A 20,697-nucleotide genomic window follows, 5' to 3' on the forward strand; every position below is an offset into this window, starting at 1 on the left:
AATCGGGAGGTGTGGCCGATGGGTGACTTAACGAATTGCAGCACGCGGAAACGAATTATCGTTCTGTTGCGATACCTATATCTGAATACGGATGAACAGCATCCCGCATCCACCTATGATTTGTTGGATTATCTGGAGGAGCAGGGGGTTGGAACCAATCGGAAGACCTTGAAGACGGATATGGAATTCCTGACCGGTGAGGACTCTGCTTATGATATTATTGAAATCAAGAGCAAGCCGAATCGATACTTCTGGGGTTCGCGGGAGTTCGAGCTTCCGGAACTGAAGCTTTTGGTGGATGCGGTGTCCTCTTCTCGCTTCATAACACCAAAGAAAAGCCAGCAGCTTATCGAGAAGCTGAATCGATTCTTGAGCGAGAACCAGCGAAACGAGCTGCAGCGGCATCTCATCTTCGGAAGCCGCGTGAAAGCGCTGAACGAGAATATCTACTATATCATCGAGCTGATTAACGATGCCATCAGCCGGGAGAAGATGATTCGTTTTAACTACTTTGAGTACAACGCGGAGAAGGAGAAGGTGCTCCGGGGAAATGGAGAACTCTATCGTCTAAGCCCATACACCTTGTTTTGGAACGATGATTTCTATTACGTGATTGGCTGGTCGGACAAGCACTTGAACATTTCCTCTTTCCGGGTGGATCGGATGACCAATGTGGAAATCGCCGATCTTCCGGCGGCCAAGAAGCCTATGGGCTGGGATCCGGAGGATTATTGCCAGAAGGTGTTCGAGATGTACCGGGGAGAGCTTCAGATTGTGACCCTGGAATGCGAGAACGAGGTGATGAAGTACGTCATCGACCATTTCGGGGAGGATGTACACACGCGGGTAACGGATGAAAAACACTTCCTCGCCACGATGGAGGTATCCGTCAGTCCCAACTTCTTTTCCTGGATTTTCCGTTTCGCCGGAAAAATCCGGATTATTTCCCCGTCCGTCGTCCGAGACGAATACATGGAGATGGCACAAAAAGTGTTAAAAGGATAATCAAAAAAACAGGAGTGACTTCCGGAAGATTCCGGCAAAGTCGCTCCTGTTTTTGATTTTCTGTAAAAACAGAATCGGTTCTAGCAGATGGTTCCGCCGCCGATGACGTAGTCGCCGTCGTATAGAACGACCGACTGGCCCCGGGTGATGGCTCGCTGGGGTTCGTCGAAAATTACATGGACGGTATCCGGTCCCGTTGGGACGATGGTGGCATCCGCCTCTTTGTGCTTGTAGCGAATTCGGGCTTTGGCCCGAATGTCAGAGGCCGGGGTATCCGTGGCAATCCAGTTGAAGTCCTTGGCATCGAATTCCCGAGTAAAGAGATCCGCGTTGTCTCCCAGGATGACCCGGTTGCGCTCCATATCCAGCTCCTGCACATACATCGGTTTCTTCAGGGCGAGACCTAAGCCCTTTCGCTGTCCGATGGTGTAGTGGATGATGCCCCGGTGCTCGCCCAGAATATTTCCTTCCCGGTCGGTGAAATAACCGGAAGGGTAGGTTCGGCCGGTGTACTTCTCGATAAAGCCGGCGTAATCCCCATCCGGGATAAAGCAGATGTCCTGGCTGTCCCGTTTTTCGGCGTTGATGAAGCCCTGCTCTTCGGCGATTCGGCGGGTTTCCGTCTTGTGGAGGCCTCCCAGCGGAAACAGGGTGCGGGAGAGCTGATCCTGGGTCAGGGAATAGAGCACATAGCTCTGATCCTTGCTCAGGTCGGCGGATTTCTTCAGGAGATATCGTCCGGTTCCCCGGTCCTGTTCGATGATGGCATAGTGACCGGTAGCGATGTAGTCCTGATCGATTTCTTTTCCGGCGGTGTACAGGTGGTCGAATTTGAGGTAACGGTTGCATTCCACGCAGGGATTCGGGGTAATTCCCTGTTCGTAGGAGTCGATGAAGCGCTGGATGACTTCCTTCTTGAACTCCTCTCGGAAATCGTACACCAGAAAATAGATGCCTAACCGATTGGCCACGCTGACCGCATCGTTAATGCTGTCCAGGCTGCAGCAGGTCTTGGCGCTGCTGATACCGATGGTTTCATTATCATAAAGGCGCATGGTGACGCCGGTGGCTTCGTATCCGGCTTCCCGAATCAGGTAAGCCGCAACACTGCTGTCCACACCGCCGCTCATGGCCACGAGAACTTTTTCAGACATTGAATTCCTCCGTTTGTTACTTTTCGTTCATTATATCACAGATTCATGGTACAATGATTTATATATTATTTTTATAAGATACCACTTTGGTAGGCATTTTGCAACCGGAAGAGAAAATCGTTCCGAGATGCAGGGAAAGAGGGAAGCTATGGATCGCTCAGAAATAATTCGAATTCGAGATTTGCAGAATCAATATTTTCTTACCGGCACCACGCTGGATGTGGGACATCGAATTTCCGCGCTGAAAACTCTTCGGGCGGGGATTCGTCGGTACGAGGATGCCATCTGCCGGGCGTTAAAGGCAGATTTGGGAAAGGGCTCCTACGAGAGCTTTATGTGTGAAATCGGCATGGTGTACGACGAGATTTCCTACATGATTCGGAATGTGCGGCACTTTGCCAAGGAGAAGAACGTGCGGACGCCGCTGGCACAGTTTCGTTCTCGCAGCTTTGTGAAGCCGTCTCCGCTGGGAACGGTGCTGATTATGAGCCCGTGGAACTATCCGTTTCTCCTTACCATGGAGCCGCTGATTGATGCGATTGCAGCGGGCAATACGGCGATGGTGAAGCCGAGCGCCTACTCTCCGGAGACCGGATCCGTGATCCGGAATATCATTAAAGTTTGCTTTCCGGAAGAATACGTTGCGGTGGTGACCGGCGGACGGAAGGAGAATCAGTATCTTTTGGATGAGAAATTTGATTTTATCTTTTTTACCGGAAGCAAGAGTGTGGGACAGCTGGTGATGCAGAAGTCGGCAGAGCACCTGACCCCATTTGCCTTGGAGCTGGGCGGGAAGAGTCCATGCATCGTCGACAAGACGGCCAACATTAAGCTGGCGGCGCGCCGAATCGTATTCGGCAAATTCCTGAACTGCGGTCAGACCTGCATCGCACCGGATTACATCTATTGCCACGAGGATGTTCGAGAAGAATTGGCGGAAGCTCTAAAGGCGGAGACCATCCGGCAGTATTCGCCGAATGCACTGCTGAATCCAGACTACGGAAAGATCGTCAACGAGAAGCATTTCCGGCGTTTGAACGGACTGATGGATCCGGAGAAAGTAATTCTGGGCGGTGGTTCCGATCCGGAAACCCTGCAGATAGAACCTACCATCATGGATTCGGTGGAATGGACCGATCCGGTGATGGGAGAAGAGATTTTCGGACCGATTCTTCCGATTCTCACCTACCGCAGCACGGAGGAAGCGATACAGACGCTGAATCGGCTGCCTCATCCACTGGCGCTGTATGTTTTTACCGGAAAAAAGAAAGTGGCGGAGTACTTCCTGTCCCGATGCCGATTCGGAGGCGGCTGCGTGAACGACACCATCATCCACATCGCGTCCAACAAGTTGGGCTTCGGCGGCGTGGGCGACAGCGGAATCGGAAACTACCACGGCAAGTGGGGATTCGATACCTTCTCCCACTACAAGGGAATTGTGGATAAGAAAACACGGCCGGATCTGCCGATGCGGTATCAGCCGTACAAGAAGATGTACGAGAAGGTGCTCCATGTGCTGTTCCGGTAGAGAGAGAGACCGGCTTTCCATTCAGCCGGTGGCGTACATTCGTACGGATTTCAAAGAGAAATTCGGAATTCCCCGGCAGCCGGGATTGGTGCCGGGTTTGACGGGCACCGTGGAGTTCGAGCCGGAATTCCGGACGCCGGATGTAGTTCGGGGAATGGAAGATTTTGAATACCTTTGGCTGATTTTCGGGTTTTCGGAGAACTGGGATTATTCCCGGGAAGGAGAGCCGGAACCGAAATGGTCGAAGCTGGTGCGGCCGCCAAGGCTGGGCGGAAAGGAGAAGAAAGGGGTGTTTGCCACTCGCTCTCCCTTCCGGCCCAACGGCCTTGGCATGTCCGCGGTAAAACTCCTTCGGGTGGACACGGCAAACCCGGAGAATCCGCTGCTGATTGTAGGCGGCGCAGACTTGCTGGACGGCACGCCCATCTACGACATCAAGCCGTATGCGGCATACTCCGATGCGCATCCGAAAGCGAGGTCCGGATTCGCCCGGCCGGAGATGAAATTCCTGGAAGTGGTATTTCCGGAAGAGCTCCTTCGGAAGGTGAGCGAAGAGAAGCGGCAGCCTCTAATCGGGGTGCTGGAACAGGATCCCCGTGCGGCGTACGAGAAGAAGCCGGGATACGTGTACGGAATGAAGTTCGCTTCCTACGACGTGCGGTTTCAGGTTCGGGGGGATGTGCTGCAGGTGGTGGATGTGGTTTGCTCGGAAGAGCAACATATTAAGTAGAATACAGAAAACGAGGAAGGGTAAAGACAGAGATTTATGTTCAAATGGTTCATGCTGGCGGTGTACGTAATACTGCTGATATATACGATGGCGCATTTTCACAAAGGGCTGGAATTCATCACCGGAAAGAAGAGGCGATACTTGGTGGGGATGTGCACGCTGGTGGGAGTGTGCTGCCTGATGATTTTGGTGGGGCGTTTTCTGCCGGCCGACGGATTTCGGCGCCATATAATTGAATTTTCCAACTACTTCCTGGGCTTCTGGATTTACCTGGTGTTCTTCTTTGCCCTACTGGATATCGCGCTGATTCTTCGGAAGCGTGTGTGGAAGAAACCTGCTTTTACGTGGCACACGGCAACCTTCGGCATCATACTTCTGCTGTCGGCGGGGCTGACCGTTTGCGGCGGCATTCACGCCAGACACGTGACGGTGAACACGCAGAACGTGACCATTCACAAGTCGGTGGATGGCATGAAGGAGATGAAAATCGTGCTGGTGTCGGACTGGCACCTGGGGTATTCCATCGGCGTTCGGGATATGAAGCGGATGGTAAAAAAAATCAACGAACAGAATCCGGATCTGGTGCTGGTGGCCGGGGATATTTACGATAACGAATATGAAGCCATTCACAAGCCGGAGGAGGTGGCGAAGGTTCTGAAAGGAATCCGAAGCCGCTACGGAACGTACGGTGTGTACGGAAATCACGATGTGTCGGAGAAGCTGGTGGGTGGTTTTACCACTCAAACCGACGCCAATCCCACGCGGGATCCGCGCATCGACCGGATGATGGCGAAGGCGGGAATCACCATGCTTCAGGATCAGGTGATTTCGGTGGATGGAAAAATAGATCTGGTGGGTCGGCTGGACGGGGAGAAGACCGGATATCGGAACAACCGGCGGGAGTCCCTTCAGAACTTGATGCAGACAGTGGACAAAAACAAGCCCGTGCTGGTGCTGAATCACGAACCGGAGCACTTGAAGGATTACAAGGATACGGGGGTGGATTTGCTGATGGCAGGTCATACCCATGCGGGGCAGTTCTTCCCGCTGACCATCATGCGGTCCTTTGTGTGGGAGAATTACTGGGGCGTGGAGAAGCTGGGCACGGCCACCGGGGCGGTGACCTCCGGCGTGGGAGTCTACGGACCGCCGCTTCGGCTTCTGAGCAACAGCGAAGTGATGGTGCTGAACGTACGGTTTGAAGATGGAAGATAGATAGGGAGTTCTATGCGTAAGGAATTAAAACGACGGGCGAAGGAAAATCTGAAAAAGCACTATCTTATGGTGCTGGTCATCTGTCTCTTCGCCAGCTTTTGCGGGGTGGAATATGGCATGTCCACCATCCGCTACCATATGGACAATATTGAATACACTTCCATCGGACAGCTGTACGAAACAATTGTGGAGAATTCGGATTTCAAAGAAACGGTGGACCGGATTGCCAACGGAGAAGGGGATCAGGTCCGGAAGGAAATCCGGGAACAGAAAGAAGATCTCGTAAAGAACGATCACAGCCGGTACCTGGGCCGGTCCAACGGTGTTTTTTCCGGTATTGCCAATTCCTATTCCGCCGGCGGTTTTCGATTCGCCGTAGCAGAGGCACTGCTTAGTCTTTCCGGTTCCCGAACCGTCTCTATTTCTCTGATGATTCTGGGGAGCGTGGCGGTGTACCTGTTTATTTGGCTGTTCATCAAAGAAACCTACCGCGTGGTGATGCGGCGTATGGTACTGGAGGGCCGGGTATATGAAAAGGTCACGATTCAGCGATTGTTCTATCCGCTGGAGACGCGGTCCTGGCCGAAAATCGCCTGGACCATGTTCGTACAGTCACTGTACCGTTTCCTGTGGACATTGACCGTCGTGGGCGGAGTGATTAAGCGGTATTCCTATGCGCTGGTGCCGTATATTCTGGCGGAAAATCCCACCATAAAAGCCAATGAGGTCATCACCCTCTCGCGAAAAATGATGCAGGGTCACAAGTGGGAGCTGTTCAAGGCGGACATGAGCTTCTTGGGCTGGGATGTTCTGGACATTTTCACCATCGGATTGTCCGGCATCTTCTTTTCTAACCCGTATAAAGCGGCGTTCTACGGAGAGTATTACGCAAGAATCCGGGAGGTTTCCAAGGAAGCTTGCATCTCCGGTACCGAAAACCTGATGGACGAATATCTCTACTGTCCGGCGCCGAAGGAGATACTGCGAGAGAAGTATCCGTATTTGGTGAGCCGGATTGAAGAAAATGAGAAGAACGCCGTTCCGGAGCCCACGGGGATGAGCGGATTCATTGCGAAGTGGTTCGGCGTTGAACTCCTTCCATCCCGAAAGCTGGAGGAATACGAACGGAATAAGGCGATGCAGTACCAGCTGGGATACGGTCAGGCGATTCTGGACGGCGTGGTGTATCCCGGCAGACTGGGACCGTTCTTCGGCAATTTCCAATTTACGCCTCGGTTCACCATGCTGCCGACTCGGAGCTATTCCTTGCTGAGCTTGATCATGATTTTCTTCATGATGTCCTTTGTGGGCTGGTGCTGGGAAGTGAGCCTGCATCTGGTGGAAGACGGAGTCTTTGTCAACCGCGGTGTGCTGCACGGACCGTGGCTTCCAATCTACGGCGTGGGAAGCCTTCTGGTGCTGATTCTGCTGAAGCGTTTTCGGGAGAAGCCGGTGCTGCAGTTCACCCTGACGGTGGTGGTCTGCGGCATTGTGGAATACGGTACGGCCTGGTTCCTGGAGACGAAATACGGCCAGAAATGGTGGGACTACAGCGGATATTTCATGAATATAGACGGAAGAATTTGCGCGGAAGGACTTTTGGTATTCGGCCTTGGGGGACTGGCCATAGTCTATCTCATTGCGCCGCTGCTGGACAACCTCCTGAAGAAGGTGAACCGAAAGGCTCTTCTGCTGGCGGCCATCATGCTGATCAGCCTATTCTCCTTCGATCAAATCTATTCGGTAAAGCACCCCAACACGGGGGCCGGAATCTCCAGCGGAAACACGAAACAGGTGGCTATGAAAATCACCGAATCCAAAGCCGTGCCGAATCGGCGGAAGGGTAAATGGCAAGCATATGGAACTCTGGTAGATAATGAGATACACTCTTTTGACGATTCGTTTGACAAAGACGTTGCAGAACAATTAAGGAGCCAGACCATTGAGTTTAAACAGAAGGGTGTTGTAACAATTAACAGTGCATTAGTAACTGCAGATGGAACGTATAAGAAATCCGGTGATTCATACACCGTGCAGATTCCTTTTGATGAGGAAGGTAATACACTAACACTAAATTGTTACTTCAAGGATGAAAACTTGATTGTTGAGCAAGTTTTGCCGGATGAATATAAAGATTACGATGTGGGTGATCCAACCGTATATAAAAAGTGAAGAACCAAAAACCTGCACCGAACAGCAAGCTGTTGTTGCCCGGTGCAGGTTTTTATTATACTGCCCAGATTTTGTTATTCTGCCCAGAATTGTTCGATGCGTGCTTTGGCGGCATTTTCGATGCTCATGGCCGTGTGGAAGGCATCGTCCAGGTCTGAACCCACCGCCACCATGCCGTGGTTCTTCATCAGGCAGCCGCGGTTCTCCCCGATGGCATTCTGCACATTTCGGGAAAGCAGACCGGTGCCGGAAGGCCCGTAGGCGGCGCATTCGATGGCATCGCCGCTGCTGGTGGTAAAAGAAAGTCCGCAGGCGGCATAGACGCAGGCGTACCGCGCATGGGTGTGGATGACGGCATTTACATCCGGCCGATTCCGGTAGATTCCGGCGTGGAAGTCCTTTTCCGAAGTGGGCTTGAGCGCACCCTCATAGGCCAAGGTTTCCAGGTTCACCTTTACGATATCCTCCGGAGTCAGTCCCCGGTAGTCCATCCCGGATGGGGTGCACAGCATCCATTCATCGTCCAGCCGAAGGGAAAGGTTTCCCCAGGTGCCCTGGACCAGTCCGGAATCCAACAATCGGATACCGTATTCCACCACCTGCTCCCGGCACTTCTGTTCTTCCGGTGACCGGTCTTTTTTCGGCAAATCCATCTCCGCGTAATCCGATGCCGCGTCTTGCAGAATATCTTCCGGTATTTCCGCAGGAGCCTGCTGTTCCAGCCGGTCCTGCCGTTCCATCTCTTTCCGAGAATACTTTTTCAGATAGATTTTATGCTCCAGTTTTCCCATCAGCGGGCACACCGGATGAGCACCGCCGAGGAAATCCGCATCCACAAAGATACCGGCGTTCTTCTCCAGAATCAGGAGTCCGGTGAACACCTCGTACAGGTTTCGCCCGCAGACCATCAGATTGCCTTCCGTGGTGAGAACGGACGGGGATTTTCTCAGGGCTTTGGCCAGGCTGAGGCGATCCTCCGGAACGATGGAAACTCGGCTACCGATAATCATGGCCATATCGTCCAGCACGGCCGGAATGCTCAGACCATCCCGGATGCACATGGCGGTATATTCTGTTTTTGCCACCACCATGGCTTCGTAAGGGGAGGCAATCAGTGCGCCTTTGGCCGGGTCGGAAGTGCCGGTGATGTCGCAAATTTCTTTTACCTGAAGATCGGTAAAGTCCGCATCCGGTTCCGTCCCGAAGACCCGATGGTTCTGCTGCACCAGAATCCGAGGGGAATCCCCCAGAGAGAAACCGATGTCCGCAAATTTTTTTCCGTATTCAATTATATTCTGTTTCACTGCGTGGAGTGTCATAAGCTCTGTTCGTGCTCCTTTCCGTTATTCCTGATCCGTCCCTTCAAAGCGGGCGGAGTTCGCTTGGCGGTAAGCTTTTTCCAGCGAACGATAGACGTTCTTGTAATCTTGGAACAGCTTGTTGTAGATGGCGGCGTTTTCCGGGTTTGGGTGGTATTCCCGTTCGATGGGCACGAATTCCTTCGCTGCCGCAAAGGACGGAATGACGCCCAGACCGATTAACGGAATCATGGCGGCACCCACGGCACCCGCATTCCGCGGATCCTTCACCACCGCAAAATGTTTTCCCGTAATATCCGCGATAATCTGCATCCAGCCTTTGTCCAGAGAACCGCCGCCGATGATGCGGAAATTGTCGCACCGGAAACCGTAATCCTGCCGGTAGTTCTCCAGAATCCACCGCAGGTTGTATCCGATGCCTTCGTACATGGCTCGCATGATGTGCTCCCGGGTGTGAATCATGGTCATGTTGAACAGAGTGGCCCGAGTGGTGGTGGAGGAGACGGGACATCTCTCTCCCAGCATCCACGGGGTGCAGATCAGGTGGTCGCTGCCCGGTGGGATGTCGGCCACCACGGAGTCCATGTAGTCATAGATTCCGTCACCCAGTTCTTCCATTTCCTTTCGGAAAAACTGGTTCTTCAGCCACTCGATGTTGGCGCCGGCGGATTCCGTGATTCCCGCAATCAGGTTCATCTCCTTGTCGGCGCTTTGGATGGCGGCGGCACCGTGCTTGAATTTGTCCGCTGTTCGGCTGCAGGCTGCCACCCAGGCAGAGGTGCCTAGATAGATGTGAATGTCGCCGTCGTCGCACATGCCGGAGCCCACCGTCGCCGCCTGGACGTCGTCGCATCCGCCGAACACCGGCGTTCCTTCCATGAGTCCCGTTTCCGCAGCGGCTTCCCGGGTGAGGCCGCCCACGATATCCGTGCTGGCCACTAGCGGCGGCAGCCGGTTCATATCGATGCCCACCAGTGGGAAGACGGACATCCAATCCTTTTTCTTTAGATCCAGTCCGTAGGAGGAAGCTCCGGACAGTTCCGTGACCATGCGGCCGGTGCATTTGTATTTAAGGTAGCCGTTTACGTCCAAAATCAGGTGGGTTTTGGCGTAGATTTCCGGGCGTTCTTCCTTGAGCCAGGTGATTTTTGCGATGCAGTCCTTTCCCATGATCGGGGTGCCGGCGAAGAGGGTGAACAGCTTCTTGCCGCCCACGCGGTTCATGATATGCTCCGCCTGCTTCTGCGCCCGTCCGTCCACCCAGGTGATGTTGGGATAGAGAACGGTGCCGTCCTCGGACACGGGAATGACTCCCTGTGCCTGGGTAGAGAACACGATGCCTTTAATTTGGCTTTTTTGGATGCTTGCTTTTTCTACAACTTCCCGGCCGGTTCTGCATACCGCTTTCCAATAATCCTCCGGATTCTGCTCCACCCATGCCGGCTCCGGATAGAAAGTGGGGTAGGGGGCGGTGGCGGCGGCGATAATCTTGCCGGAAAAATCCACCAGTACTGCTTTATCGGAACCGGTGCCGATATCGTGGGCGAGAATATATTCTTTCATAGCGTTTCTTCTTTCTTACAGCAATCCCTTGTCCGTAGGAACCACGTGCTTAAATACCTCTTCAAAGCGGTTCAGTGCATCGTCGATGACTTCGTCGGTGGTAGCCATGGAGGTGTAGAGCCGGCTTCCGGCTAAAGTCACCAGACCGTTGGCCATATAGGCAGCGCCCATCCGCTCCATGGAATCCTTCCGTTCGTACATCATTTCCTTGTTCCGCAGAAGTCCGACGGCGGATTTCAGGATGTTGAAGGAGGAGAAGTCGAAGCTCATGGCCCCGGTGCATTCCAGGTGGCAGATGCTGCCCTGATTATATGCCACGAACGGAAGGCGATACTGCTGAATCAGGGATTTGATTCCGTCGGTCAGCTTATCTCCCGCTTTTCCGGCAATTTCACAGGCATTGGTGCGTTCAATTTCCTTGATGCAGGTGTAGCCGGCCAGTGCGGAAATCGGCGCAGCCGCCAGGGTTCCGCCCACGTATGCCCGATGTTTTCCGCTGGCAACGCCGGCCGCCATCAGCCCGGCGTATTCTTTTTTTCCGCCGACGCCGCCGGCTCCCGGATAACCGCCGGCAACGACTTTTCCGAAGATGGTGAGGTCCGGTGTGACGTCGAAATAGCCCTGGGCGCCGCCGATGGAGGTGCGGAAACCGGTGACCACTTCGTCGAAAATCAGCAGGGCGCCGTACTTGTCGCAGAGGTAGCGAACGCCTTTGTTGTATTCCTTGGAAACCGGACGGGTGCCGCTTTCCGGACCGCACGGCTCGATGATGACCGCTGCGGTGCCGCCGCGGAACTTGTTCAGCTTCAGCATGCTCTCCAGCATGTTCAGGTCATTCGGACGAACCTCGTCGGTGAGGGAGTAGAGGCGTCTCGGAATTCCGTGGGATTCCAGCAGTCCGCGGGAACCCGGAATCTTCGTGCCGTAGACCATCTGATCGCTCCAGCCGTGGTAATCGCCGCCTTCTTTAATGATGCGCTTGTTTCCGGTAGCGATGCGGGCGATTCGCAGGGAGGCCATGACGGATTCTGTGCCGCTGCCCAGCATCCGGAACATCTCCACGCCCGGCATGTGCTTGTGAATCTCTTTGGCCAAAAGAAGTTCGGATTTGTGCAGGAGTCCGGTGACCGGGCCGCATTCATTGAGCAGCTCGATGACCGCATTCCGAATGGCCGGATAGTTGCTTCCCAGAATGGTTGGGCCGCCGGCCTGAAGGAAGTCCAGGTACTTATTGCCGTCCTCGTCGTAGAGGTAGGCCCCTTCGGCTTTCCGGAAGGCTACCGGGAACGGCTTGTTGAAGGCCAGGTTGTGCTGCACGCCTCCCGGGATGTATTCCTTCGCTTCTTCGTAGATGGCTTTGGAATTGGTGCACTTCTCGTCGTAATACTTGAGAATGGTGTTTTCGTAATAGTCGTCATCCACCTCCCAGATCGGTTCTTCGGTCAATGCCTTCAATGCGGCATTGATTTTATCCGGGGAGTCCCATCTGCTGATTCCACAATTTGTCATTTTTGTTCGCTCCTTTCCTCTTGGCGTTGTGCCCGCCGGTTCGTATTCATGCTGTTCCGGTATACCACAAATCGATCGTAAATATATTCAGAAATAAGGTTCGTGGCCATGGTGAGAAAAAGGACGGCGTAGCTGTTCCAGCCGGCTTTTTCCGTCAGCGCATTGCCCCACCAGGTAGAGAGAGGCGTGAAGACGCAGTAGAACAGAAAAATCTGCACCATGGCTTTGGACACATTATTCGCGGATTTAAAGGTGAATTCTCGATTCAGCGTGAAGTTCCACAGCACCGAGAGTACCAGGGCAATCAGGTAGCAGGGCCAGTATTTCCAAGGGGTCACCATGTCCAGTACCGTAAAAGCGGCGGTTTCAATAATTCCCGCCGATGCGGAGAACAGGGCGAACTTAATAATCTGAATCCTTGTTTCCCTTGCGTTGGGTTTGTACGGTTCGTTCACCGGGTGTTCGTTCATATCGGGTCCCTTTCTGCAGTGACTGCATAAATATAATAAAGAATATATGTTTATTATCTCACCGGGGGTGGCGTTTGACAATAGAAATCATAGTAGCGACGGGCGTTTTTTGGATGTATTCGCGCCGTCGGAAAGCCGGTTTCGAAAAATGAAAAATTTTCAAGTTTCGAAAGCGGGTTCTTGCATATGCTATTTGCAGGCAGTATAATAAGTGAAACAAGATGGTTTCGAAAAACGAAAAAAATTCAACTTTTGAAAGAGGTCGGCTATATGAAAATAATTACGAGAACGCAGTACCTGAATCGAATTATCGAACTAAATGGTACTCCGGATATAAAAATCATCACAGGAATTCGCCGTAGCGGAAAGTCGAAACTAATGCAGGCATATATCGAATACTTGAAAAGCAGCTTTGAGAACATTAATGTCATCTTCATTGATTTCATGGATTTGGCATATGAAGAACTTAAAGAATATCATGCATTGCATGCTTATGTGGAAGCGAATTATCAAGAAGGAAAACCCAATTATCTATTTGTGGATGAGGTTCAGATGTGCCCGCAATTTGAACTGGCAATCAACAGCCTTTATTCCAAAGGAAAATATGATATTTACATAACCGGCTCCAACGCTTTTCTGCTGAGTGCAGATTTGGCGACACTTTTTACAGGCCGCTACATTGAAATTCATGTTTTTCCGTTCAGTTTTCAAGAGTATTGTCAATACTATGATGATGTTCAAGATAAGGATAAGCTCTTTGAGGAGTATTCGATTAAGGGCGGCTTAGCAGGATCCTATGCGTACAGGACGGAAAAAGACAGAACGAATTACATCAAGGAAGTCTACGAAACCATCGTCACAAGAGATTTGATACAGAAATATATTCTGCCGGATACATTGGTTCTGCAGCGTTTAAGCGAGTTTCTCATGGATAACATCAGCAATCTGACATCTCCGAATAAGATTAGTCAGCAGTTGACAGCGAACGAGATGCCAACCAATCACGTGACTATCGGCAAGTATATTAAGTACTTGTGCAATGCGTTCGTTTTTTATGATATTAAACGATACGATATCCGAGGAAAGAAATATCTGGAGACTTCGGAAAAGTTTTATCTGTGCGACAATGGAATTCGGTATGCAATCCTCGGAAGCAGGAATATGGACTACGGAAGAGTTTATGAGAATATCGTCTGCATTGAACTTCTCCGCCGTGGATATGAAGTCTATGTCGGAAAACTATATAAAAAAGAAATTGATTTTGTGGCACAAAGAGGCAGCGAGAAGGTTTATATTCAGGTTAGCGATAATATCACCGGCAAAGAGACTTTTGAGCGAGAAGTATCGCCATTGCTTCAGATTCGTGATGCATACCCCAAAAAGGTGATTGCCAGAACCAGGCATCCTCAATACAGTTATGAAGGAATTGAAATTGTTGATATTGCGGACTGGTTATTGACAAGAGCAGAATAAAAATACAAATACAACGTGCGAAAGGTGACCGATGAAATGGATGATAGTAAATTGCTGAAGTCTCGGATTGCGGACCGAATCCGCCAGGCAGAGGAAGGCTTCTATATAACGAATACGGATTTTCTGGATCTGCACCAGCAAGCCCTGGCTCGAGAGGAGTGCCGGGGACACTCGGATCTTCGATTCTGGTTTTATGGGGGATATGAAGACGCGGAACGGCGCATTCTGATTATCGCCCCGAAGGATTACGGGGAGACGCTGCAGGATGTGCTGGGCATGGAGAAATTCCTGCAGGTGATTCACGTGGAAACCGGCGGCAGTGACCGAAAGCTGAGCCATCGGGATTACCTGGGCTCCGTGCTGGGGCTTGGAATTGAGCGTCGAATGATTGGCGACATCCTGGTGGATGAGAAGGGGGCGGACATGATTGTCCGTCCGGATATCAGCACGTTCCTGGAGCAGGAATATCGATCTGTGGGAAGGACCGATGCCAAAATCGAAGTGAGACCCATCGGGGAGCTGGCGGTTCCGGAGCGGCGGGTGCAGGTCATCCGGGATACGCTCCCCAGCCTGCGGTTGGATAACGTGGTGTCCACGGCGTTCAAGCTTTCCCGGTCCGATGCGGTGAAGGGGATTCGAAGCGGAATTGTATCGGTGGATCACATGGAGTGCACGAAAATCGACCAGCGGATTGACGAGGGGGCGGTAATCGTGCTGCGGGGAAAAGGAAAGGCGGTGCTGCAGGAAATCGGCGGGGAGTCTAAGAAGGGACGAATCTGGGTGGAGATTCTGCGGTACGTGTAGCAGCAGCGGCGGAAAAAGTGAAGAACCAAAAACAAAGCGGGAGCGAACCATGAACTTTGGTTCACTCCCGTTTATACAAGTGTCGTTTATCGAATGAATGCACTTACCTACTTCGCAGCGGCGATTACTTCGATTTCGCAAAGGATGCTCTTCGGAAGTTCTTTTACCGCAACGCAGGATCTAGCCGGCTTGGACACGAAATACTTCGCATAGACTTCATTGAATGCACCGAAGTCTGCCATATCGGTGATAAAGCAGGTGGTCTTTACCACATCTTCGAAGGTCAGGTCGTTGGCCTTCAGAATCTCTCCGATGTTTTTGCATGCCTGCTCCGCCTGTCCCGCAACATCGGTACCGATGGTTTCACCGGTTTCCGGGCTGAACGGAGTCTGTCCGGAAATGAACAGGAATCCGCCGGCAGTGACTGCCTGAGAGTACGGGCCGATTGCAGCAGGTGCTTTGTCAGTGTTTGTATATTTCATCTCTATGTCTCCTTATAATTGGTTGCTTTATTTGGTAATCTCTTCAGTCTGTGCCTTGACGAATTCTGCCAGGTCGCCATCCACGCGTGGAAGCAGTACTTCACGAACCATCTTGTGGTAGTTGTTGACCCATGCCAGCTCTTCGTCGGTGAGCAGAGCCGGGTTGATGGCTTCTCTCTCGTACGGTACGAAGGTGATCGGCTCGTTAATGGTGTTTCCTTTACCGTCGTCCTTCATCAGAACTTCGTTCTCGATACGAACACCAAACTGGTTATCGATGTATACGCCCGGCTCGTTGGACATAATCATGCCCGGACAAATGGTAATCGGAGTCGGTACACGGCGAAGGATATTCGGACCTTCGTGGACGCTGAGAAGGTGACCCACACCGTGGGACAGACCGTGCTTAAAGTCCAGACCTACCGCTCTCATCGGTGCACGGGTGATGGCATCCAAGTCGATTCCGTTCATTCCCGGAGTTAACACGGCATTGTGCATTGCCAGATGAGCCTTGAGAACATAGGTATAGTCATCAATCATTTCCTGAGTCAGCGGTCCAACGGCGATGGTACGGGTAATATCCGTGGTACCGTCTGTGTAATGACCACCGGAGTCCAGAAGCAGGAAGCCTTCCGGCAGAATTTCGGCATCGGTTTCCGGTGTCGGTGCGTAGTGGATGACGGAACCGTTTGGTCCGTATCCGGCAATGGTCTCAAAGGACAGATCGAAGAAGCCATCCTCTTCGGCACGGAACTTCCGCAGCTGTTCTGCCGCACTGAGTTCGGTCTGATGCGGTGTCTTTGCAGCAACATCCTTAATCCACTTGATGAATTTGACCATTGCAACCGCATCCTTCTTATGCGCGTTGAGGGAGCTCTTGATTTCGGTCTCATTCTTAACGGCCTTCATCATAGCGATTGGAGTAGCTTCATCCACCGTCTTCATGCCTTCCGGAATTCTCAGGCACAGAGCGTAGTTCGCGGAACCGGAATCCAGCCACAATGTCTTGGATGCATCCAGAGCGGCAACGTCCTGTTCGATTTCATCATATCCTTTCACGGTAACGAAGGACAGGTCTTCCGGCAGGGAATCTTTTACCGCACCGTCCATTACGTACAGGTTCACAGAATCCTTGGAAAGCAGGATGAAGGAGAAGAATACCGGTGTGTAATCGATATCACTGCCTCTCATGTTCAGGAGCCATGCGTTTTCCATCAGATCGGTAACCAGCAGGTAATCCGCATTCTTTTCGGCCATGGCTTTCCGAACATCTGCAATCTTTTCGGTTGCGGTCTTGCCGGTAGTGGTCAGTGGCAGTTCGTAGATTTCCGATGGCTGAATCTGCGGACGGGAAGTCCATACTTCACCTACCAGGTCTTTATCCCATTTAATGGTAACGCCCAGTTCACCCAGCTTCGACTGAAGATCTTCACCGTAATATCCCGGAACAACCTTGCCGTCAAATCCCAGCGTATAGCCGCCTTTTTTCTTGGCCAGGTCAATCAGGAATTCTTCAACGGTCGGAACGCCCGGCTCTGCCATTCTCATCAGCTCGATTTCACTTCCGGCCAGCTGACGCTCTGCCTGGAGGAAATATCTGCCGTCGGTCCAAAGATAAGCACCTTCGTCATCGACGATGAGTTCACCGGATTCTCCGGTCAGTCCGCTCATGAATTCACGAGCTTTAAAGAAATCGTTTACATACTCGGAACTGTGATAGTCGCCGGATGGTACGTAATAAACATCCACACCACTGGCTTTCATCTTTTCCCGAAGCTCTAGAACTTCTTTTTTCATTTTATTCACCTCTTTGCTGTCAATCCGATTTTTGGATTTCACAAAAATAATAACGCGTCGGTAGAGAACTCTTACCGAACTATTTTATTATAGCACGTACCCCAAAAAAGTTAAGGGTTTTATTCAAAATAGTACAAAGACCTTCCTGGGGACATTTGAATTTCAGCGTCGGATTGGTATAATGGTAGGGACTTTATGCAAGCGGAAAGAAGAGGGAGAAATATATGAATGTAACGGTATACTGCGGATCCAGCATGGGGTCGGATCCGGATTACAAGAAAGCGGCGGAGGCACTGGGGCTCTGGATTGCCGGGAACGGGCACACGCTGGTGTACGGCGGCGGCAATATCGGCTTGATGGGAATCATTGCAGATACCGTGCTGGAGAACGGCGGAAAGGTCATCGGCATTATTCCGGATTTCCTGCTGCACTGTGAGCAGGGGCACGAAGGCCTTCACACCTTGGAAGTGGTGCACTCCATGTCCACCCGGAAGAGTCGGATGATTGAACTTGGGGATGCTTTTATCGCCATGCCGGGAGGCATCGGAACCCTGGAGGAAATCACGGAAGTGCTGACCCTCAAGAGACTGGGGCGGACGGAGAAACGGGCATTTCTGTACAATATCAACGGATATTACGAACCCCTTCGCGGCACATTTCGCCAGATGGTGGAGAAGGAATTCCTGCCGGAGGAGGAGATGGAACTGTTTGAGTTCGTGGCAAATGTGGACGAACTGGATGAAGCGCTGAGAGGATAATGGAGGAAAAAATGATAACCGGAGAACTGAAAAATCGGATTGACAGCCTGTGGGATGATTTTGCGGCGGGGGGAATCGTAAACCCGCTGACGGTGATTGAGCAGATTACCTATTTGATGTTCATCCACGATCTGGATGAGGCGGATAATAAGGGCAGCATGGAAGCCATGATGCTGGGAATTTCCCACGAAAGCATCTTCAAGGATAAAGTGGAAGTAGAGGGCCGGACGGTAGACGGAAAGCAGCTGAAGTGGTCCGTATTTCAGGATTTCCCGGCAGAGAAGATGTTCGATGTGGTAAAAAATGAGGTGTTCCCGTTCATCATCAATCTCCACAGCGACCGGGAAAGCGCGTATTCAAAGTACATGAGCGATGCGATTTTCATGATTCCGACGCCGCTGCTCCTCTCTAAAGTCGTGGAGAAGCTCAGCGATTTGTTCCGGATGATGAAGGAAACAAAGCTGGATAAGGAGGATGTTCGAGGGGACGTGTACGAGTATCTTCTGTCCAAATTAAACACGGCCGGAAGAAACGGACAGTTCCGTACACCGCGCCATATCATCAAAATGATGGTGGAATTGATGCAGCCGAAGCCGGATGAAATCATCTGCGACCCGGCCTGCGGAACTTCGGGATTCCTCATCGCAGCCAGCGAATATCTGATGGAAGACGAGGAGCGAAAGCGGGAAGTTCTTTTCGATAAGGAGAATAAAGAGCACTATTTGAATCACATGTTCCACGGATACGACATGGACCGAACCATGCTCCGTATCGGTGCCATGAACATGATGGCTCACGGGATTGACAACCCGTGCATTGAATACAAAGACAGTCTGTCGGATCAGAATGAGGACAAAAACAAGTATTCATTAGTCCTGGCGAATCCGCCGTTCAAGGGAAGCTTGGATTACGATATCGTCTCGCCGGATCTGCTGAAAATCTGCAAGACGAAGAAGACGGAGCTTCTGTTCGTAACCCTGTTCCTTCGCATGCTGAAAATCGGTGGTCGCTGTGCCTGCATCGTTCCGGACGGGGTGCTGTTCGGTTCTTCGAAGGCACACAAGTCCATCCGAAAGGAAATCGTGGAGAACAACCGTCTGGAAGCCGTAATCTCTATGCCTTCCGGCGTATTCAAACCGTACGCGGGCGTATCTACGGCGATCCTTATTTTTACCAAAACCGAAGCCGGCGGAACGGATCACGTCTGGTTCTACGACATGCAAAACGATGGCCTCAGTCTGGATGACAAGCGGAGTCCGATTGAGGAGAACGATATTCCGGATATCATCCGGCGGTTCCATCACTTGGATGGGGAGATGGAGCGGAAGCGGACGGAGCACAGCTTCATGGTGCCGAAAGAGGATATCGTGGAGAACGACTACGACCTGTCCATCAACAAATACAAGGAAGTGGAGTACGTTCCGGTGGAATATCCATCGACACAGGAGATTCTCACCAACCTGCGGGAAATCGAGATGGAGATCGCCACGGCGATGGACGAGCTGACCGTGATGCTGGGTGAAGACTAAGAAGTGCAGTGAAGTGTGTGCCGGGGTTGACGGTTCGGCGGCTTTGCGGATATATAGAGAGAGAAATTGATATTTATTCTTTTGCGAAATGTGGGACCCGAGCGGCTGACGGGAAACGGCGGAAAACAGCGGAAATTAGAGTGGCCGCCGGACCGGAATGTGAAGTTGGTGTGAAACGTTATGCATATTGCCGGCGGAAGCTACTTTTTGCGCTAACATTTCAAAGGCGACGCGGCGAGATGGTGTGCAGCTGGCCCGTTTCGGACGGGTTCGGCATAAAAACAGCACGGATTCCGGGGATGTTCTAATAGGATAATCCATACAGGAAGGTGATTTCTCCAATTCTCGGCAAAGAACTGCTTCTTGAACGAAAATGTTGTGCAGATTGGGGCTGAATTGCCGGAAATGCACAACACTTCACGGGAACTTCATAATGCGTGAGATGACATTAGGATTTGTTACTTAAATGTAGATTTATAGGAATAAACAAATGACAAAACTTAAAGATATTACAGGAAAAGCTCTGTCGGGAGAATGGGGAACCGATGACGAAACAGGAGTTGGTATTCCTGTTCTTAGAACGACAAATTTTACCAATGAAGGCATTGTAAATTATGAGAATGTTGTAACTAGAATAATCACTAAAAAAGACATTTCCGAAAAGTATTTACAATCTGGTGATATCATTATTGAGAAATCTGGTGGAAGTGATAAACAGCCAGTTGGACGAGTTATCTATTTTGATGGTCCCGAAAACACATATCTGTTTAATAATTTTACTGGACTTTTACGAGTGCGTGATAAAAATGAGTGGTTTCCTCGTTATGTATTCTATTCATTATTTGCAAATTATAAGAAAGGCGGTACTCGTCCGTTTGAAAATAAGACGACGGGATTACATAACCTTAAAACCGATGATTATGTCTCTCGATATGAGATTACAGAAATTCCTCTGAACAAACAGGTAGCTATTTGCGCACAGTTAGATCAAATCTTGAAAGTGATTAATTTACGCCGAAAAGAGATATCAAACCTTGACGATTTGATTAAAGCCCGATTTGTAGAACTCTTTGGGGATCCAACTGAAAATCCAAATGGATATCAAATCAATCGGCTTTCTAATTACATTATTTCGCTTACTTCTGGTTCTCGTGGTTGGGCTAAATATTGTGTTAATGATGGGAATGAA

Annotated in this window: 17 protein-coding genes; 10 read left to right on the plus strand and 7 right to left on the minus strand. The window is 51.2% G+C overall.

Features of this window, described 5'->3' with window-relative positions; all coding sequences use genetic code 11:
• Positions 1–18: 18 nt before the first annotated feature.
• Positions 19–1,005 carry a helix-turn-helix transcriptional regulator gene (locus PUE40_RS03895; protein ID WP_154554086.1) on the plus strand — a complete coding sequence of 329 codons (987 nt, stop codon included), beginning with the start codon at positions 19–21 and terminating at the stop codon, positions 1,003–1,005.
• Positions 1,006–1,085: 80 nt separating this feature from the next.
• Here PUE40_RS03895 and mnmA read toward each other — a convergent pair whose 3' ends face one another.
• Entirely contained in the window at positions 1,086–2,159 is a 1,074-nt protein-coding gene (mnmA, locus tag PUE40_RS03900) for a tRNA 2-thiouridine(34) synthase MnmA (RefSeq protein WP_154554085.1), read from the minus strand.
• A gap of 148 nt (positions 2,160–2,307) precedes the next feature.
• On the opposite strand from mnmA, the gene PUE40_RS03905 reads away from it, so the two are divergent.
• The 4 genes from PUE40_RS03905 to PUE40_RS03920 are packed head-to-tail and all read left to right on the plus strand — an operon-like array spanning position 2,308 to position 7,804.
• Positions 2,308–3,687 carry an aldehyde dehydrogenase gene (locus PUE40_RS03905; RefSeq protein WP_277671962.1) on the plus strand — a complete coding sequence of 460 codons (1,380 nt, stop codon included), beginning with the start codon at positions 2,308–2,310 and terminating at the stop codon, positions 3,685–3,687.
• Entirely contained in the window at positions 3,671–4,417 is a 747-nt protein-coding gene (gene tsaA / locus PUE40_RS03910) for a tRNA (N6-threonylcarbamoyladenosine(37)-N6)-methyltransferase TrmO (protein WP_277671963.1), read from the plus strand. The genes PUE40_RS03905 and tsaA overlap by 17 nt, the downstream gene beginning before the upstream one ends.
• A gap of 36 nt (positions 4,418–4,453) precedes the next feature.
• Entirely contained in the window at positions 4,454–5,632 is a 1,179-nt protein-coding gene (locus PUE40_RS03915; protein ID WP_277671964.1) for a metallophosphoesterase, read from the plus strand.
• A 12-nt stretch (positions 5,633–5,644) separates the two neighbouring features.
• Positions 5,645–7,804, plus strand: a complete 2,160-nt coding sequence (locus tag PUE40_RS03920) for a DUF975 family protein (RefSeq protein WP_277671965.1) — start codon at positions 5,645–5,647, stop codon at positions 7,802–7,804.
• A gap of 74 nt (positions 7,805–7,878) precedes the next feature.
• Here PUE40_RS03920 and PUE40_RS03925 read toward each other — a convergent pair whose 3' ends face one another.
• The 4 genes from PUE40_RS03925 to PUE40_RS03940 are packed head-to-tail and all read right to left on the minus strand — an operon-like array spanning position 7,879 to position 12,665.
• Positions 7,879–9,108 carry a class II aldolase/adducin family protein gene (locus tag PUE40_RS03925; protein ID WP_277671966.1) on the minus strand — a complete coding sequence of 410 codons (1,230 nt, stop codon included), beginning with the start codon at positions 9,106–9,108 and terminating at the stop codon, positions 7,879–7,881.
• A 39-nt stretch (positions 9,109–9,147) separates the two neighbouring features.
• Positions 9,148–10,686, minus strand: a complete 1,539-nt coding sequence (locus PUE40_RS03930; RefSeq protein WP_277671967.1) for a xylulokinase — start codon at positions 10,684–10,686, stop codon at positions 9,148–9,150.
• Positions 10,687–10,701: 15 nt separating this feature from the next.
• Positions 10,702–12,195, minus strand: coding sequence for an aspartate aminotransferase family protein (locus PUE40_RS03935; protein WP_154554078.1), 1,494 nt, complete (start codon positions 12,193–12,195; stop codon positions 10,702–10,704).
• Positions 12,192–12,665, minus strand: coding sequence for a GtrA family protein (locus PUE40_RS03940; RefSeq protein ID WP_277671968.1), 474 nt, complete (start codon positions 12,663–12,665; stop codon positions 12,192–12,194). The genes PUE40_RS03935 and PUE40_RS03940 overlap by 4 nt, the downstream gene beginning before the upstream one ends.
• A 270-nt stretch (positions 12,666–12,935) precedes the next feature.
• Between PUE40_RS03940 and PUE40_RS03945 the strand changes: the two genes are divergently transcribed.
• Together PUE40_RS03945 and PUE40_RS03950 are read left to right on the plus strand one after the other, a co-directional pair.
• Positions 12,936–14,138: an ATP-binding protein gene (locus PUE40_RS03945; protein ID WP_154554076.1), complete on the plus strand. Its 1,203-nt coding sequence runs from the start codon at positions 12,936–12,938 to the stop codon at positions 14,136–14,138.
• Between the two features lie 36 nt (positions 14,139–14,174).
• Positions 14,175–14,942, plus strand: a complete 768-nt coding sequence (locus PUE40_RS03950) for a YlmH family RNA-binding protein (RefSeq protein WP_277671969.1) — start codon at positions 14,175–14,177, stop codon at positions 14,940–14,942.
• Positions 14,943–15,049: 107 nt separating this feature from the next.
• On the opposite strand, the gene PUE40_RS03955 is transcribed toward PUE40_RS03950, so the two are convergent.
• Together PUE40_RS03955 and PUE40_RS03960 are read right to left on the minus strand one after the other, a co-directional pair.
• Positions 15,050–15,424, minus strand: coding sequence for a RidA family protein (locus tag PUE40_RS03955; protein WP_154554074.1), 375 nt, complete (start codon positions 15,422–15,424; stop codon positions 15,050–15,052).
• Positions 15,425–15,451: 27 nt separating this feature from the next.
• The gene (locus PUE40_RS03960) at positions 15,452–17,221 is read right to left on the minus strand and encodes an aminopeptidase P family protein (protein ID WP_277671970.1); all 1,770 of its coding nucleotides are present in this window, start codon (positions 17,219–17,221) and stop codon (positions 15,452–15,454) included.
• Positions 17,222–17,445: 224 nt separating this feature from the next.
• Between PUE40_RS03960 and PUE40_RS03965 the strand changes: the two genes are divergently transcribed.
• From PUE40_RS03965 to PUE40_RS03975, 3 genes are all read left to right on the plus strand, one after another.
• Positions 17,446–17,979 carry an LOG family protein gene (locus PUE40_RS03965; RefSeq protein WP_277671971.1) on the plus strand — a complete coding sequence of 178 codons (534 nt, stop codon included), beginning with the start codon at positions 17,446–17,448 and terminating at the stop codon, positions 17,977–17,979.
• An 11-nt stretch (positions 17,980–17,990) separates the two neighbouring features.
• A complete protein-coding gene (locus PUE40_RS03970) occupies positions 17,991–19,508 on the plus strand; it encodes a class I SAM-dependent DNA methyltransferase (RefSeq protein ID WP_277671972.1) in 1,518 nt (505 codons plus the stop codon).
• 490 nt (positions 19,509–19,998) lie between these two features.
• On the plus strand, positions 19,999–20,697 hold a 699-nt coding region (locus PUE40_RS03975), incomplete at its 3' end, for a restriction endonuclease subunit S (protein WP_277671973.1).

Source organism: Mogibacterium kristiansenii, from assembly GCF_029224645.1.
GTDB lineage: Bacteria > Bacillota > Clostridia > Peptostreptococcales > Anaerovoracaceae > Mogibacterium_A > Mogibacterium_A kristiansenii.